At 55.6% G+C, this 14,948-nt stretch carries 13 protein-coding genes; 5 read left to right on the plus strand and 8 right to left on the minus strand.

The genetic code is table 11. The features are described 5' to 3' along the window. Nucleotides 1–81 precede the first annotated feature (81 nt). Genes ACQG1K_RS02845 through ACQG1K_RS02855 form a run of 3 tightly spaced genes read left to right on the plus strand, consistent with a single transcriptional unit; the run spans nucleotide 82 to nucleotide 2,682 of the window. The gene (locus tag ACQG1K_RS02845; RefSeq protein ID WP_022646938.1) at nucleotides 82–552 is read left to right on the plus strand and encodes a MarR family winged helix-turn-helix transcriptional regulator; all 471 of its coding nucleotides are present in this window, start codon (nucleotides 82–84) and stop codon (nucleotides 550–552) included. Beyond that, nucleotides 549–1,616: an HlyD family secretion protein gene (locus ACQG1K_RS02850; RefSeq protein WP_088581776.1), complete on the plus strand. Its 1,068-nt coding sequence runs from the start codon at nucleotides 549–551 to the stop codon at nucleotides 1,614–1,616. The genes ACQG1K_RS02845 and ACQG1K_RS02850 overlap by 4 nt, the downstream gene beginning before the upstream one ends. Beyond that, nucleotides 1,606–2,682, plus strand: a complete 1,077-nt coding sequence (locus tag ACQG1K_RS02855) for a DUF2955 domain-containing protein (RefSeq protein WP_058645750.1) — start codon at nucleotides 1,606–1,608, stop codon at nucleotides 2,680–2,682. The genes ACQG1K_RS02850 and ACQG1K_RS02855 overlap by 11 nt, the downstream gene beginning before the upstream one ends. Here ACQG1K_RS02855 and ACQG1K_RS02860 read toward each other — a convergent pair. The 3 genes from ACQG1K_RS02860 to ACQG1K_RS02870 are packed head-to-tail and all read right to left on the minus strand — an operon-like array spanning nucleotide 2,679 to nucleotide 5,399. Continuing rightward, complete coding sequence (locus ACQG1K_RS02860) at nucleotides 2,679–3,950, minus strand: DUF445 domain-containing protein (RefSeq protein ID WP_367074892.1); 1,272 nt, start codon at nucleotides 3,948–3,950, stop codon at nucleotides 2,679–2,681. The genes ACQG1K_RS02855 and ACQG1K_RS02860 overlap by 4 nt on opposite strands. Before the next feature lie 3 nt (nucleotides 3,951–3,953). Then, entirely contained in the window at nucleotides 3,954–4,607 is a 654-nt protein-coding gene (locus ACQG1K_RS02865; RefSeq protein ID WP_022646942.1) for a LysE family translocator, read from the minus strand. Between the two features lie 48 nt (nucleotides 4,608–4,655). Next, nucleotides 4,656–5,399 carry a helix-turn-helix domain-containing protein gene (locus tag ACQG1K_RS02870; RefSeq protein ID WP_367074891.1) on the minus strand — a complete coding sequence of 248 codons (744 nt, stop codon included), beginning with the start codon at nucleotides 5,397–5,399 and terminating at the stop codon, nucleotides 4,656–4,658. A 150-nt stretch (nucleotides 5,400–5,549) separates the two neighbouring features. On the opposite strand from ACQG1K_RS02870, the gene ACQG1K_RS02875 reads away from it, so the two are divergent. Then, complete coding sequence (locus ACQG1K_RS02875) at nucleotides 5,550–6,920, plus strand: NAD-dependent succinate-semialdehyde dehydrogenase (protein ID WP_023305391.1); 1,371 nt, start codon at nucleotides 5,550–5,552, stop codon at nucleotides 6,918–6,920. Nucleotides 6,921–7,098: 178 nt separating this feature from the next. On the opposite strand, the gene ACQG1K_RS02880 is transcribed toward ACQG1K_RS02875, so the two are convergent. Continuing rightward, nucleotides 7,099–7,644: a YfaZ family outer membrane protein gene (locus tag ACQG1K_RS02880; RefSeq protein ID WP_023299248.1), complete on the minus strand. Its 546-nt coding sequence runs from the start codon at nucleotides 7,642–7,644 to the stop codon at nucleotides 7,099–7,101. 409 nt (nucleotides 7,645–8,053) lie between these two features. Here ACQG1K_RS02880 and ACQG1K_RS02885 point away from each other — a divergent pair, with 409 nt between their 5' ends. Then, nucleotides 8,054–9,412 carry an esterase-like activity of phytase family protein gene (locus tag ACQG1K_RS02885; RefSeq protein ID WP_367074889.1) on the plus strand — a complete coding sequence of 453 codons (1,359 nt, stop codon included), beginning with the start codon at nucleotides 8,054–8,056 and terminating at the stop codon, nucleotides 9,410–9,412. Nucleotides 9,413–9,496: 84 nt separating this feature from the next. On the opposite strand, the gene ACQG1K_RS02890 is transcribed toward ACQG1K_RS02885, so the two are convergent. The 4 genes from ACQG1K_RS02890 to ACQG1K_RS02905 form a co-directional block, all read right to left on the minus strand. Beyond that, nucleotides 9,497–11,344 (minus strand): 3'-5' exonuclease, encoded by a 1,848-nt coding sequence (locus tag ACQG1K_RS02890; RefSeq protein WP_023299250.1) that lies wholly within the window; start codon nucleotides 11,342–11,344, stop codon nucleotides 9,497–9,499. Nucleotides 11,345–11,530: 186 nt separating this feature from the next. Next, the gene (yjiA, locus tag ACQG1K_RS02895) at nucleotides 11,531–12,484 is read right to left on the minus strand and encodes a GTPase (RefSeq protein WP_038415244.1); all 954 of its coding nucleotides are present in this window, start codon (nucleotides 12,482–12,484) and stop codon (nucleotides 11,531–11,533) included. A gap of 10 nt (nucleotides 12,485–12,494) precedes the next feature. Further along, on the minus strand, nucleotides 12,495–12,698 hold the full coding sequence (locus ACQG1K_RS02900) for a YbdD/YjiX family protein (RefSeq protein WP_003856610.1): 204 nt from the start codon (nucleotides 12,696–12,698) through the stop codon (nucleotides 12,495–12,497). 96 nt (nucleotides 12,699–12,794) lie between these two features. Continuing rightward, nucleotides 12,795–14,948: a carbon starvation CstA family protein gene (locus tag ACQG1K_RS02905; RefSeq protein WP_022646950.1), complete on the minus strand. Its 2,154-nt coding sequence runs from the start codon at nucleotides 14,946–14,948 to the stop codon at nucleotides 12,795–12,797.

Raw genomic sequence — 14,948 nt, forward strand, 5'->3', positions numbered from 1 at the left:
ATTCCTGCGCTTTAACTTCTCGTTTCTTGATACTTACCCTGATAACTATTATCGTGACCGCGTGTGACGAGAGGTTTCCCCATGAGTGAAGAAGAACTGTTTAGCCGCAGGCCGATGGGCATGCGGATGGCGATGATCGTGCGCCAGTGGCGTGCTGTCATTGACGACGCCATTCTCGATACCGGGTTAACCCAGTCGAGCTGGACGGTGATGATGCAGCTGCATCAGCTCGGGGATAACGTCTCGGTGAGTGAGCTGGCGGAGGTGCAGGGCATTGAACTGCCGCCGCTAATGCGCACCCTGACACAGCTGGAAAAACAGGGTTACCTGCTGCGCACCGTCTCGCCGTATGACAAGCGCATCCGGCTTCTGACGCTGACGCCTGAGGGAAAAGCTGTACTTAACAGGCTCACCCAGGTAATTGAGACGCTTCAGACGCGCGTATCGCAAAACATCGCGCCTGAACATCTCGACATTTTCAGCGCCACCCTGAATCAAATCGCCTGCAATTTGCGGACAATCCGCGAAGAAGATAACAAGACCGAAAAATAATGACTCCTGAACAAAAGTTTGCCCGCTGGGTAAGGGTAAGTATTGCCTCTTTCCTGCTGATGTTTGTCTACTTTATCGTCGCGGATATCTGGATCCCGCTGACGCCGGATTCCACCGTGATGCGCGTGGTGACGCCGGTGTCTGCCCGTGTCTCCGGCTATGTGGCGGCGGTCCATGTCCACAACAATAGCCAGGTGAAGAAAGGCGATCTGCTGTTTGAGCTCGACGACACCCCGTTTCGCAATAAAGTGGAAGCGGCGCAGATCGCGCTTGAGCAGGCTCGCCTTTCCAACGAACAACTGGACGCGCAGATCGCCGCCGCGCAGGCCAGCCTGAAGACCGCCGTGCTGACCGCGCGTAACGACAAAGTGACTTTCGACCGCTACCAGAAACTGAGCACCCTGCAGAACGTGTCGCAGGCGGATCTGGATAAGGTCCGCACTACCTGGCAGAGCAGCGAGCAGTCCGTCAGCTCGATTCAGGCGAATATTCATAACCTGCGCATTCAGCGCGGCGAGCGGAATGAACACCGTAACGTGACGCTGCAAAAATACCGTAACGCGCTGGATGAAGCGGAGCTGAATCTTGGCTGGACGAAGGTCTACGCCGAGGCGGACGGCACGGTGAGTAATCTGCAATTAAGCCCCGGTTTTTACGCCTCGTCCGGTTCGGCAGCGCTGGCGCTGGTGAATACGCAGACGGATATTGTGGCGGATTTCCGCGAGAAGAGCCTGCGTCATACCCACCAGGGGACCGACGCCGCCGTGGTGTTTGACGCCTTTCCGGGACGGGTTTTCCGCGCCCACGTGACCAGCAGTGACGCGGGGATCCTCGCCGGTCAGGAAGCCGTTAACGGTCAACTTTCTGAACCGGAAACCTCTAACCGCTGGGTGCGCGATGCCCAGCGAATGCGCATTCACGTGGCGCTGGACGAAGCCTTACCGAAGTCGCTGCCGACCGGCGCGCGCGCCACCGTGCAGCTCTACAACAGCGAAGGGCCCTTTGCGCGCTTCTTCTCCGGGATGCAAATCCATCTGGTGAGCCTGCTTCACTATGTCTATTAGCACTCTGGCGCGGGTATTTACCCCGCACGGCAACATCGTCTACACGGCAAACGACTTCCGCCAGACCCTGCGCATTGTCTTTGCCGGGATGATTGCGCTCAGTATTTCGAGCTTCTACAACACCAGCTACGGCGTGTTTTTTGTGGTCTACCCGATCATGCTGCTGTCGCTGGTGCCGGTGTTTAACCGCCACGTGGCGAAGCAGTTTATCTTCAGCGCATCGCTCAACTGCGTCGAAATGGTGATCATCATCGGCTTTCTGTCGCAATGGCCGGTCATTATGACGCTGGTGGTCTTTGCCCTGTACGTGATGCGCTTTCGCTTTATGAGCAAGGGGCCGCTGTTTCTGTTCGGTTCGATGGGCGTGGTGTGCCAGAGCGTAATGCTCAACTTTATGAGCTACCCCACCACCAACTGGCACACGCTTTTGTTCTCCAACATTGAAGCGAGCGTGATGGCGGTGTGTCTGAGCGCGCTGATGAATTACCTGCTGCCGGACGTGGAGCCACGTAAGCCGCCGCCGCTGATAGAGAAAGACGATGCCCGCGTGCGCCACGAGTCGCTGCTCTCCGGCACCGTGGCGACGCTGATTTTCGTGGTATTTCAGATGAGCGACTTAAGCGATTCGCTCTCGGCGCTGATGGCGGGCATTCTGATCCTGTTCCCGATGCACTACCGCGGCGCGGTGATGAGCTCCATCTGGCGCGTGGTCGGCGTGGTGCTGGGCTGTCTCTATATCCTCGTCGTTCAGCTTATTCTGTACGATCACAGCAGCCATATGCTGCTGATGATGCCGCTGATCGGCCTCGGGCTGGCATTTGGCGCGCGCCTGCACGTGATGGAGAAGGTCGGGGCCGGGGTGGGATTTTCCAGCATTACCACCATCGGCATTATGTTCGGGCAAAACATGCATCCGGACAGCGATCTGGTGTTCAGCGATCTGTACCGTATCACCTCCGTTACCTTCGCGCTGGTGGTCACGCTGACGATGGTCTTTCTGATGCACCTGATCCTGAACCGTTTCGAGGCGACGCGCTACGTTATCGCGCCGCCAAAAGCGGATTAATGCCCCACCACGGCGGGCAACTGAGAAAGTAAAAACAGGATCAGGCCAATCGTTCCGCCTACCAGGGTACCGTTTACGCGAATGAACTGAAGATCTTTACCGATATTGAGTTCTATCTGGCGTGACATATCTTTGGCGTCCCAGCTTTTCACCGTGTCGCTGATATGGCGCGTCAGGAATGCCGCAAAATCCGGCGCGACGCGGTGCGCGGCCTGCTCCAGATGCTCGTTCAGCGACGCACGCAGGCTGGCATCATTCGACAGCGTCTCACCAAACCACAGCCCGGCGTTGGCGATACGTTGCTTCACGCGGGAATCGTCGCTCTGCATGTCATTTTTCAGCCACTGGCGCAGGTCAGCCCACATTTCACCCAGGTAGCGGTTAAATGCTTCATCATTCTTCAGATAGTGCTTGATGTTGTCGGCTTTGGCCGTCATCTCCGGGTCGTTTTTCAGGTTGTCGATGAACTTCAGCGTGGCGCGGTCAAATGCCCGACGGATCTGGTGCGTGCGGTCGTGGCTGATATCATCCAGCAGCGTGTTCACCGCGTTCGACACCATCTCTGCGCTCTGATCGCCCAGCCACTCGGTGGGCAGCACCATCGCCTTGCGCGGATGCTCGGTCTTCAGCCAGTGGACGATCTGGTCAGAGATAAATTCCCGCGTGCTCTCGCGCTGAATCAGGGTAATCAGACGGTTGATGATGGCGTCCAGCAGCACCTGGTGACGGTTGTTTTTGGTCATGCTTTCCAGCATGACGGCGCTGGTCTCGGTTAAATCGACCTTGTCGATAGCCTTATGCACCGCGCGTTTGAGCAGGCGCTGAATGCGCCCGTCGTCAGTCAGCTCAAGCAAACCGCTCATCACCTGCATCAAATGCAGCCCGACGCGCTGGGCGTTGTCGGGCTTGCTGAACCAGGCACCAATCATCTGGGCCGGCTCGTAGCGGCGAATTAATGCGACCAGCGACTGGGTATCCAGAAACTTTTCCTGCACGAACTGGCCAAGATTGTCGCCGATGCGGTCCTTATTGCGCGGGATAATCGCCGTATGGCGCGAGATAAAGGGAATTGGCACCCGGCGGAACAGCGCGACAACGGCAAACCAGTCCGCCAGCGCGCCGACCATCGCCGCCTCGGCAATAGCTTTTGCGCCGCGTACCCAGAAGGTTTGCGGCAGGAACAGGGTAGTGATAAAGGCCGCAGCGGCAATCAGCAGCAGCGACAGCGCGAGAAGCTTGGCGCGTTTGAGTTCGGTATGTTTTTCCATGGGTTAAGGATAGAGGGATACGGGGGAAAAGTGCAAAAACCGCCACAGCACCCACCCACCAAACCCCATCAATACCACCCCCGCCGTGCGCTCTATCAGCCAGAGCGAACGGCTGAGCTTTCGCTGAACCGCCGGTAACCCCATCAGCGACACCAGCGCAAAATCCCATACCAGTACTACCATCACCATCCAGACGCCGCAGGTCGCCTGCTGAAGCAGCGTGACGTCCGGCCCGAGTAACGCCGTCATCAGCGCCAGGTAGAACAACGCGTTTTTGGGATTCAACAGCGCCGAACCCAGCCCCAGCAGGATCTGCTTACGCAGCGAAGGGCAGCGCTCATGTGTTTCATTTAGCGCCAGCGTCTGCGGTCGGCTGCGTACAAGATGCGAGCCGATCCAGAGCAAATACAGTGCGCCGGATAATTCAATCAACGTGAACAGCCACGCGAACTGACGCAGCGCGCTCCATCCCATAATGACCAGCAAAATGTAAAGCCCGTTTCCTGCCGCTATCCCGATGCACAATCCGGCGCTGCCGCGCAGTCGGTAGCGGGCGGCGTAGCCCATCAGCAGGAAAAAATCCGGGCCCGGGCTTAACAGGGCAACAAAATGCGCCAGCGCCAGGGCGAGAAAAGCGGAAGGGAAGAACAGTTCCATAGCGACCTCAGAATGCAAAACTGGGGCCAGATTACGGAAACACAGAACTTATTTATTGTCTGATATTGATCGGCCCGTAGCGTACTGGCGCGGTGTGGCGGCGGTGTAGCGCACAAAGGTCTTATGAAAATGGCTCTGGTCAGCAAACCCGCTCTGGTAGCCGACATCGGCGATATCATCCCCGGCACGCAGCCGCGCTTTGGCGTACTCTACGCGGAAGATATTGAGGAAGCTGCCAGGCGTCAGGCCCGTGTCCTTCTTGAAGGTACGGATCAGCGTCTCCTTTCGCAGCGAGAATCGTTGCGCAAGTGCGTCGAGGGAAGGCGGGCTGGAAAGACTGGAAAGAAATGCCTGCTGAACCTGCTGGCTGGTTGATCCAGGCTTTTCTGCCTCATCCATGCATTGGGGAAGGGCAGCAAGCAGCCTGTCCACGGACGCAGGGGACATCCTCTCAACAACTTCCCAGTAATACATAAACAGCGTAGCGTTGCGAATCACCTGAACCGCAAGGGGAAGGTCCGTATCGATATAAAGCATATGATAACTGCGCGGCTGCCCGGCAACAGGGTTGCAGCTGTGTGGGACATAAGCCGGGATCACAATCAGGTCCCCGGGCTGGAGGATGTATTCTCTGCCATTACACACGCAGCAGGTCTGGCCTTCCACAATTGCGCCGATGGAGAGCTGAGGGTGGCAATGGCGTTTGTACGCCTGCATGCTTTGCCACGTGCTGCGTAGTTCAAGGCCCGAGGCGCGGTGAAAGGTCTGACGGATGTGGCGGGTATCGGTCATAGCAACTCCTTATGAAGGTTTTTTATACCACGCCAGCCACGGTATGGCATCGCTTTACTCAGAACCTTCCGGATATACCCAACTTTACGTCCATAGCCAGTCATGTTGACTACCCTTAATACCCTAAGCGGTAAAACATGGAGATTCGATATGGCTTATCAGACAGTAAATCCTGCCACTAACCAGCTCATCAAAGAATATCCCTCCCACACTGACGCAGATGTTGAAGCGGCGCTGAAGGCAGCCGATGCGCTCTATCACTCCGACTGGGCGAAAGGCGACATAAGCCAGCGCCTGCCGGTACTGCATAAGCTGGCGGACCTGATCGACGAACGCGTGGAGGAGCTGGCGAAAATCGCCAGCCAGGAGATGGGTAAGCTCATCGAACAGAGCCGCGGCGAGGTGAAGCTGTGCGCGCAAATCGCCCGCTACTATGCGGACAACGCGAAGCAGTTCCTGGCCCCGGTGAAGTATGACTCTGAACTCGGGGAAGCATGGGTTGAACATCACCCCATCGGCGTGCTGATGGCCGTCGAACCATGGAACTTCCCATACTATCAGCTGATGCGCGTTCTTGCGCCAAACCTGGCGGCGGGTAACCCTGTCATCGCTAAACACGCCAGCATTGTGCCGCACTGTGCGGAAACCTTCGCCCATCTGGTGCGTGAGGCGGGCGCGCCGGAAGGGGCGTGGACCAACCTGTTTATCTCGTCCGATCAGGTGGCGAACATCATCGCTGACGATCGCGTACAGGGCGCGGCGCTAACCGGTTCAGAAAAAGCGGGCAGCGTGGTAGCGGCCCAGGCAGCGAAGCACATTAAGAAATCCACGCTGGAGCTTGGCGGTAATGACGTATTCGTGGTGCTCGACGATGCGGACCTGGATAAAGCGGTGAAGATCGGCGTTAACGCGCGGCTCAACAACGCCGGGCAGGTCTGTACCGCGGCGAAGCGCTTTATCCTGCATGAAAAGATTGCCGATGCCTTCCTGAGCAAATTCACCGAGGCATTTAAGCAGGTGAAGATTGGCGATCCGCTGGACGAAAGCACCACGCTGGGGCCGCTGTCCTCTAAAGACGCGCTCGACACGTTGACCAAACAGGTTAACGAGGCGGTGAAAAACGGCGCTACGCTGCACTATGGCGGCAAACCTGTGCAGCGAGACGGGAGCTTCTTTGAGCCGACCATCCTGACCAACATCTCACGCGACAACCCGGCGTACTTCGAAGAGTTCTTTGGCCCGGTAGCGCAGATTTACGTGGTGAAAAACGACGACGAGGCGGTCGCGCTGGCGAACGACTCCCACTACGGCCTGGGCGGAGCGGTGTTCAGCCAGGATATTGAGCGCGCGAAGAAGATGGCATCGCGTATTGAGACCGGGATGGTGTACATCAACTGGCTCACCGATACGGCGGCAGAACTGCCGTTCGGCGGCGTAAAACGTTCGGGTTACGGACGCGAGCTGTCGGACCTGGGGATCAAAGAGTTTGTGAACCAGAAACTGGTGGTTGTTCGCAAGTAATGTCGGACATAAAAAAACCTGCCATCCGGCAGGTTTTTTTATTAACAGTCTCATCGCCTTTTTTGCCGTGTGGCGCTGCGCTTACCCGGCCTACAAGGTGCAATCATATTCATAAATTGCACCCTTCATTGTAGGCCCGTGCAAGCGTAGCGCCGCCGGGCGAAACGGGCAAACAGGCTTAGAAGGACACGCCACCGCCAACATATGCGCCGTCAATCAGCGTGTGGTTAGGACGACCGTCTTTACCATCAACGCTCACGTGACGATAACCCACCTTCAGCGTCACCGGCTTCACTGGCGTCCAGCTTACGCCACCGTTCGCTTCAACGTAGTTTTTCACGCTGTTGTTCAGGCCGTCTGGCGCAACGTAGCCTTCACCGAATACCCTGATGCTGTCGGTCAGGGCAACGTTCACACCGCCGCCGACCGGGAACGCCACGCCGTTATCGCCTTTTTTCGGGCCAACGTAGAGGGCCTTAGCGCCTGCGTTCAGCATCACCGGGCCGACTTCAAAGTTGTAGCCTGCTCCTACGCCACCGGTTGTGGTGCCGTCATCTGTGTTTTTCAGCCAGCTACCTTCGGTGTACAGACCGGAGGTTGATTTCCCCATTTCCACATTCAGGTTGGTAAAGTTTTTACCCTGCTCAATGCTGCCGCCCATGGCCAGTGCGGAGCCCGATACGGCAGTCAGAGCGGAAAGAAGGAGAACGTTGAGCTTTTTCATGAGTTTTTCCTCGTCATCAAATTAATCTGAGGGCACCTTAACAAGAGCTGTTTATCTCTGCAAATGCGATGCTTGTCACGTTTTTATGCTGTTTTTGTTTGGTTTTTGAATTTTAAATGTTGTTCGAATGTTGACCCGGCAAGGAGTCAATACCTAATGCATTCGCGTTTAGGAAGGGTTCAGGATTCTCATTAAACGTACGCTGAACGGGTCGGAAAAATTAGTTCAGGATGAATTAATTGAGTTTCTAATAATTTCCAAAAGTGTTTCAGTTGTCACAGATAAAGACACAGGTTTACATTTCTGGAGGTGGCTATACGCCCCGTCGTGCCGAACCGCTTTCACCATGTCATTTTTCTGACACGTTTCTTCATTACGTTGTTGGCTTCACTTACTGGGTGCTAACACTATGAAAAGAAAAATCATTCCTGTGCTAATTGGTTGTGCGCTCTCTTTCTCTGGCCTGGCGGCACAGCCAACCGCGGAGCGTTACGTCGTCAGTTTTCCCGAAGGCGCGCATGTCAAATACAGCGGTGCGTTTGCCAGCGCGTTTCCGAACGGGCTGCCTGTGGGGATTGGCTCTGGCCTGCTGTTTACGGGCAAGCAGGGCGATGCCTTGACGTTTACGACCGTGACCGATCGCGGTCCTAACGCGGATTCGCCAAAAATGGGGAAAAATGACGCTAAAATCTTTGTTACCCCGGATTTCGCCCCGCTGCTAATGACGATCCGCGTGCAAAACGGTAAAGCGGAGGCCGTGGACGCGCGTCCTTTGCATGACGATAAAGGCGAAATCAACGGTCTGCCGCTGCAAAGTGGCGTGATTGGTTCCACCAATGAAATCGCGCTAAGCGACACTTTAAAAGTGCTGAAAGGCGATAACCGCGGGCTGGATACGGAAGGCATCACGCCGGACGGGAAGGGCGGCTACTGGCTGTGCGATGAGTATGGCCCGTTCCTGATTAATATTGACAGTAAAGGGAAAATCCTCGCGATCCACGGCCCACAGGCGGCGGAAGGGGAGAAATCCATCGCGGGCGGTCTGCCAAATGTTATCAAATGGCGCCAGGCAAACCGGGGATTTGAAGGCCTGACCCGCATGCCGGACGGACGTATTATCGCCGCTGTCCAGAGTACGTTGGATATCGACGGGAAGAGCAAAAAGCAGGCGCTGTTTACGCGACTGGTCAGCTTCGATCCGGCGACCGGAAAAACCGCGATGTACGGCTACCCTGTCGACAGCGCGGCCTACACCAAAAACAGCGACGCCAAAATCGGCGATATCGTGGCGCTGGATAACCACACTATCCTGCTGATTGAACAGGGCGAAGATAAAAACGACGTAATGCGTAACCTCATCTACAGGGTGGATCTGAGCAAGGCGAGCGATCTGGCCGCCTTCGACAAGCCGGGCGAATACCCGGAATTTGACGATGAGAAAACGCTGGCGCAGCGCGGCATTTCACTTGCGGAAAAAACGCAGGTGGTCGATCTGCGTGCGCTGGGCTGGCAGCAGGAAAAAGCCGAAGGGCTGGCGCTGATTGACGACAAAACGCTGGCGGTGGCGAACGATAACGACTTTGGCGTGAAGGTGGCGATGCACAACCCGGCCGAGGGCAAGAAGCTCAAGGATTATCGGGTGAACGCGGAAGGCAAGCTGACGCTGGATGACAAAGCGGTTGAAACTACCCTCAGCGTCAAGCCGCTGAAGAAGCCGGATTCCGACAGCGAGCTGTGGATTGTGACGCTGCCGGAGGCGTTGAAATAATATTGGACTTTACCCCTCACCCTGGCCCTCTCCCCACAGGGGAGAGGGGATTGTTCGGTGCAGATACTTTTCAACGCGGAATAGTTAGATCGACTTAACGCTCTTTTCCCAGGTCTCGACCAGATGATCTCGCAGGCTTCCGGTTCCGTGCATTGTCACCAGAAGATTCTGTCGTGCGCGGGTAATGCCGACGTAAAGGCGCTTGATATCGTCACTCAGATCTTCACTGTCCCTTTCCTTTGCCGCATCCATAATGGCGACCGAATTAAACTCAAGCCCCTTGCTGCTGGGCAGCGGCATGACGCAGAGGTAATCATTCTGCGGGGACCAGTGCTTTTTATCATCGCTGGAGACAATCATCTGGTATGGGATCTTGCGGGCTTCAAGCCTTGGCGCGAGCATGCCTGAAATGCTGTAGGTTGAGGGGCACAGTATGGCGATTTCTGACCACGCAACACCTTCCTGTCGCTGCTCTGTGACCCAATCGAGGACGCGCGTAATCTCCTCGTCCTGATTATCAAAGCTGGCCAGCGCGGGATACTTCCCGGACAGGCCACCTGCGGCAGGCTGCTGGTATTTGAGAGAAGCTTCTATGTGATTATTGAGATAATTAAATGCTACGCTGCTGGCAAAATGGAGTATTTGCCGGGTGTTGCGATAATTGGTATCCAAAATAGTTGTACGGCCCTGAGCCTTTATATCGACGCTGGACAGGGTAAAATCGAGAGCTTTCTTTTTCTGATAAATTGACTGAGCGTCATCGTACAGAAACAGCAGGGAGCTATCTTTATTGTCCGGCATTTTGGCGAGGATTCTTAGCCATTCCGGTTTAAAATCGTGTCCTTCATCTATCAAAACGGCGCTGTACTGCTCCGGTTTGATTGCTCCCTCTTCAAATGCCACCGTCAGCGCATTCTCCATCAGCTCAATAAAGTTTTTGCTCCTGGGGGGAAGACGCCGATGCGCGTTTAATTGCTGATAACACCAGGCGTGGAAATGGATAACTTCGACGGGAAGTCTGAGGCTATGCTGTTCGAGCTGCGCTTTGAGTTTTTTAGCCAGCGTAATGTTGTAGCAAATCACCAGTATCGGTTTGGTGTTTTCAATGTTGTTGGCAAGCTCAATACATCGGTGGTGCAAAATGAGCGTTTTGCCCGAACCTGCCACGCCATGAATTACCCTGTGTCCCGCCCCCATACTTCTGGCGAGTTGTTCCTGGTTCCTGTCCATCATGCATACCACATCAGGGGTGTGGAAAGTAAAATTATCCAGGTCAACCCGCGTAACGGATGGGTTAATGCGGACATCGGGATAAAGATGCCACCGGATGCGGTCGAGCTGCTGTGGTGTTGTGTTATGAACAAAGTGATGTTTGAGAAGGGATTCGAGCCGGCCAGAGATTTGTTCTCGAGTCATAAACTCGTTGAGTTCGTCTTTGCATATCACCTGGCTGGCGGGCAATATTTCATTCAACTCCTCAGGTGTAAAACTCTTTTCCAGCTGTGCCCGAGTGATGTTGCTCAAATAAACACCGTATCCATACGGCATAATAAAACCGCCCTCATGCTCTCCCTGTTTCTGGCGAAGCAGGGGATCTTTTTTCAGGCTATTGATGATATGAAAGGTATATTGTCGAACTTGTTCGAGTGGGTTCTTCAACGGCTCTATGCCGTTTTTGGTTTCATAATTAATATGGGTTTTATTAGCCGATTTTATTTTTGTGATATACCAGTCTTTCACTTCTATAAACAGCAGCCCTTTATCGGGGGCCAGAATCACAAAATCAGGATGATCGTCTTTGTCTCCCATTCGGGTATCATACCAGCAGGTACATTGTTCGCTGAGCCCACCCTCCAGAAGCCTTGCCAGTCTTTTTTCTCCTGCCGTAATTTTCTCGCTACAGCTGCTAACCGTGGGAATAATGATTGCCATATTACGCCTACCAATTCATGAAAATTATATAAATCCAATTGATTAATATTGTAACCAATATTAATCAAAGCATGATTTCATTCATGATAAGAACATTAACAGACAATATTGCAAACAGAAAGGGCGAAACCCGCATTTTGCCTTAATGAAATACGCCCCCTTTACTGTTTAAAAGGGAGCGACGATTTACTTTTTCAGTCCCGCAAACGCTGCCCGAATTTCCTCTTCCGGCAGCTGTATTCCAATAAACACCATCACGCTGTGCGGCGGTTCATCGCCCCACGGACGATCCCAGTCGGCGCTGTACAGGCGCTGCACGCCCTGGAACAGCAGGCGGTTCGGCTCGCCGTCGATCCACAGCATTCCTTTATAGCGCAGCAGCTTGTCGGCAAACGACAGCAGCAGGTTCTCCATCACACGCGAGACCTCGCTGATGTCCACCGGGTAGTCCAGCTCCACCACAATCGACGCTACGTCGTTTTGCTTGTCTGCCATAAAGTGGAAGCGCGGTTTCGCGGTGACGTTCTCCTCCAGCATAAAGCCGTTGGTGTTGAACAGCTGAGACAGGTCGATATCGCCGTGCGTCACGGTATAAATGGGTGCGCGCGAGTTGATGCGCGTCAGGCGCTCACGCAGTTTTTCGCTTTCACCCGCCACGTCGGTTTTGGTCAGCAGAATGCGGTCGGCGTAGCCAATCTGAGACTGGGCGATGGTGAACTGGTTCATCTGCTCGTCGGCGTGTACCGCATCCACCAGCGCGACGACGCCGTCCAGCAGGTAGCGCTGGCACAGAATATCGTGGGAGAAAAAGGTCTGAATAATCGGGCCGGGATCGGCCATGCCGGTACACTCGATCACCAGACGGTCGAAGACGATGTCACCGCGATCGCGGCTGTCGAGCAGGTCCAGCAGGGCGTCTTCTAATTCACTGGAGCGGGTGCAGCAGATGCAGCCGTTGGTCAGGGTTTTGATCTGCGTGGCGCGGTCGCCAATCAGCTGATCGTCAACGGAGACTTCGCCAAATTCGTTTTCAATGACGGCGATTTTGAAGCCGTGCTGTTCATTCAGGATGTGGCGCAGCAGGGTGGTTTTACCGGCGCCGAGAAAACCGGTCAGCAGGGTAACGGCAATCGGGGTCATGGTTTCTCCTTTAGCAGCAGCGGACGCCGCCTTCTCCACTTCCGCCGTAGCGCGCTTCCTGACGCTCGCGGAAGAATTCAGTGTAGGTCATGTACGGCTTATCCGGATGGTTGGTCTTCATATGCTCAACGTAGTTGTCATAGTCCGGAATGCCAATCAGCATTTTCGCCGCCTGACCGAGGTATTTTTTTGCTTCGCCTAAGTTACCAAACATAACGTGTCCTGATAAGAAAAAGCCCGGTGGCGCTACGCTTACCGGGCCTACAGTAACGTTGTAGGGCGGGTCAGCGCAGCGCCACCCGCCATTTTATTAATGGTGTGAAGACGTCTTCACGCCGCCTTCCGGCACCGGCACGTACGGGGTTTCTTTGTCCGTACGGCCATCGGCATTACGCACTTTCATCCAGGTTTTAATGCCGTAGAAGATAATGCTGTACACCACCACCAGGAACAGAATGCTCAGACCCGCGTTGGTGTAGTTGTTCACCACGATATGGTTCATGTTGGCAATCTGCTGCGCAGTCAGATCCGCGCCGCCTGCGGCAATCTTCTCTTTGTACTGGTTAGCCATGAAGAAGAAGCCTTCCAGCTGCGGGTTGGTGCTGAACAGTTTCAGACCCAGCGCCCAGGTAGTGCAGAGCAGCAGCCACAGCGCAGGCACCACGGTTACCCAGATGTATTTGGTGCGTTTCATCTTCACCAGGACAACGGTGCCCAGCACCAGGGCCACAGCCGCCAGCATCTGGTTAGAGATGCCGAACAGCGGCCACAGGCTCTTCACGCCGCCCAGCGGGTCTACAACGCCCTGATACAGCAGGTAACCCCACAGACCTACGCAGCCCGCAGTACCCAGAACACCTGCTACCAGAGAGTCGGTTTTCTTCAGGAACGGCACGAAGTTACCCAGCAGATCCTGCAACATGAAGCGGCCTGCACGCGTACCGGCATCCAGCGCGGTGAGGATGAACAGCGCTTCAAACAGGATACCGAAGTGGTACCAGAAGCCCATGTCCGCCCACGGCAGCACTTTGTGGAACACGTGTGCGATACCCACCGCCAGCGTCGGTGCGCCACCTGCGCGGTTCAGCACGGATGGTTCGCCGATGTCTTTCGCGGTCTGCATAATCTGCTCAGGCGATATCACGAAGCCCCAGGAGCTGACGGTCGCCGCCGCGTGTGCGCTGGCGTCTTTCAGCTGCGCCATGATCAGCGCGGTATTTTCGCCGCCCATCTCATGCAGGTTTGGCATGGTGATGCCGAGACCCGCTGGTGGGGTGTTCATCGCGAAGTACAGCCCAGGCTCGATAATCGACGCCGCAACCAGCGCCATGATCGCCACGAAGGATTCCATCAGCATCGCGCCGTAACCGATGAAGCGCGCGTCGGTTTCGTTGGCCATCAGCTTCGGCGTGGTGCCGGAGGCGATCAGCGCGTGGAAGCCAGACACGGCACCGCAGGCAATGGTGATAAACAGGAACGGGAACAGGGCACCTTTCCACAGCGGACCGGTACCGTCAATGTACTGCGTCACCGCCGGCATTTTCAGCTCCGGGTTGATGATCACAATCCCGATTGCCAGCCCGACGATCACGCCGATTTTCAGGAAGGTCGCCAGGTAGTCACGCGGAGCCAGAATCAGCCACACCGGCAGCAGCGCTGAGATGAACGCGTAACCGATCAGCGCGAAGGTGATGGTGGTGTCTTTAAAGGTCAGCGCCGGGCCCCAGTACGGGTCGTGGGCAATCACACCGCCGAAGTAGATGGAGGCGACCAGCAGCACGATACCGATGACCGACACCTCGCCAACGCGGCCAGGGCGCAGGAAGCGCATGTAGATGCCCATGAACAGCGCAATCGGCACGGTAGAGCAGACGGTGAAGACGCCCCACGGACTTTCGGCCAGCGCTTTCACCACGATCAGGGCCAGCACTGCCAGGATGATGATCATGATCAGGAAGCAGCCGAAGAGGGCGATCGTGCCCGGCACGCGGCCCATCTCCTCTTTGATCATCTCGCCCAGCGACGAACCATTACGGCGCGAGGAGATAAACAGCACCATAAAGTCCTGCACCGCTCCCGCCAGCACTACGCCCGCGAGCAGCCAGAGCGTACCCGGCAGGTAGCCCATCTGCGCAGCCAGCACCGGACCGACCAGCGGACCCGCGCCTGCAATGGCGGCGAAGTGGTGACCAAACAGCACGTAACGGTTGGTTGGCACATAGTTCAGGCCGTCATTGTTAATGACCGCCGGGGTGGCGCGCGTCGGGTCGAGCTTCATGACCTTCTGCGCGATGTACAAGCTGTAGTAGCGATAAGCCACAAGATAGACGGAAACCGACGCGACCACGATCCACAGGGCGCTGACGTGCTCGCCCCGGCGTAATGCGACAACCGCCAGACAGAAAGCGCCGATGATCCCGAGGATGGCCCAGGGCACGTGCTTAAGTAGTTTTTTAGTATCCAT

The sequence above is a fragment of the Enterobacter cloacae complex sp. 402C9 genome (genome assembly GCF_050030745.1).
Lineage (GTDB): Bacteria > Pseudomonadota > Gammaproteobacteria > Enterobacterales > Enterobacteriaceae > Enterobacter > Enterobacter intestinihominis.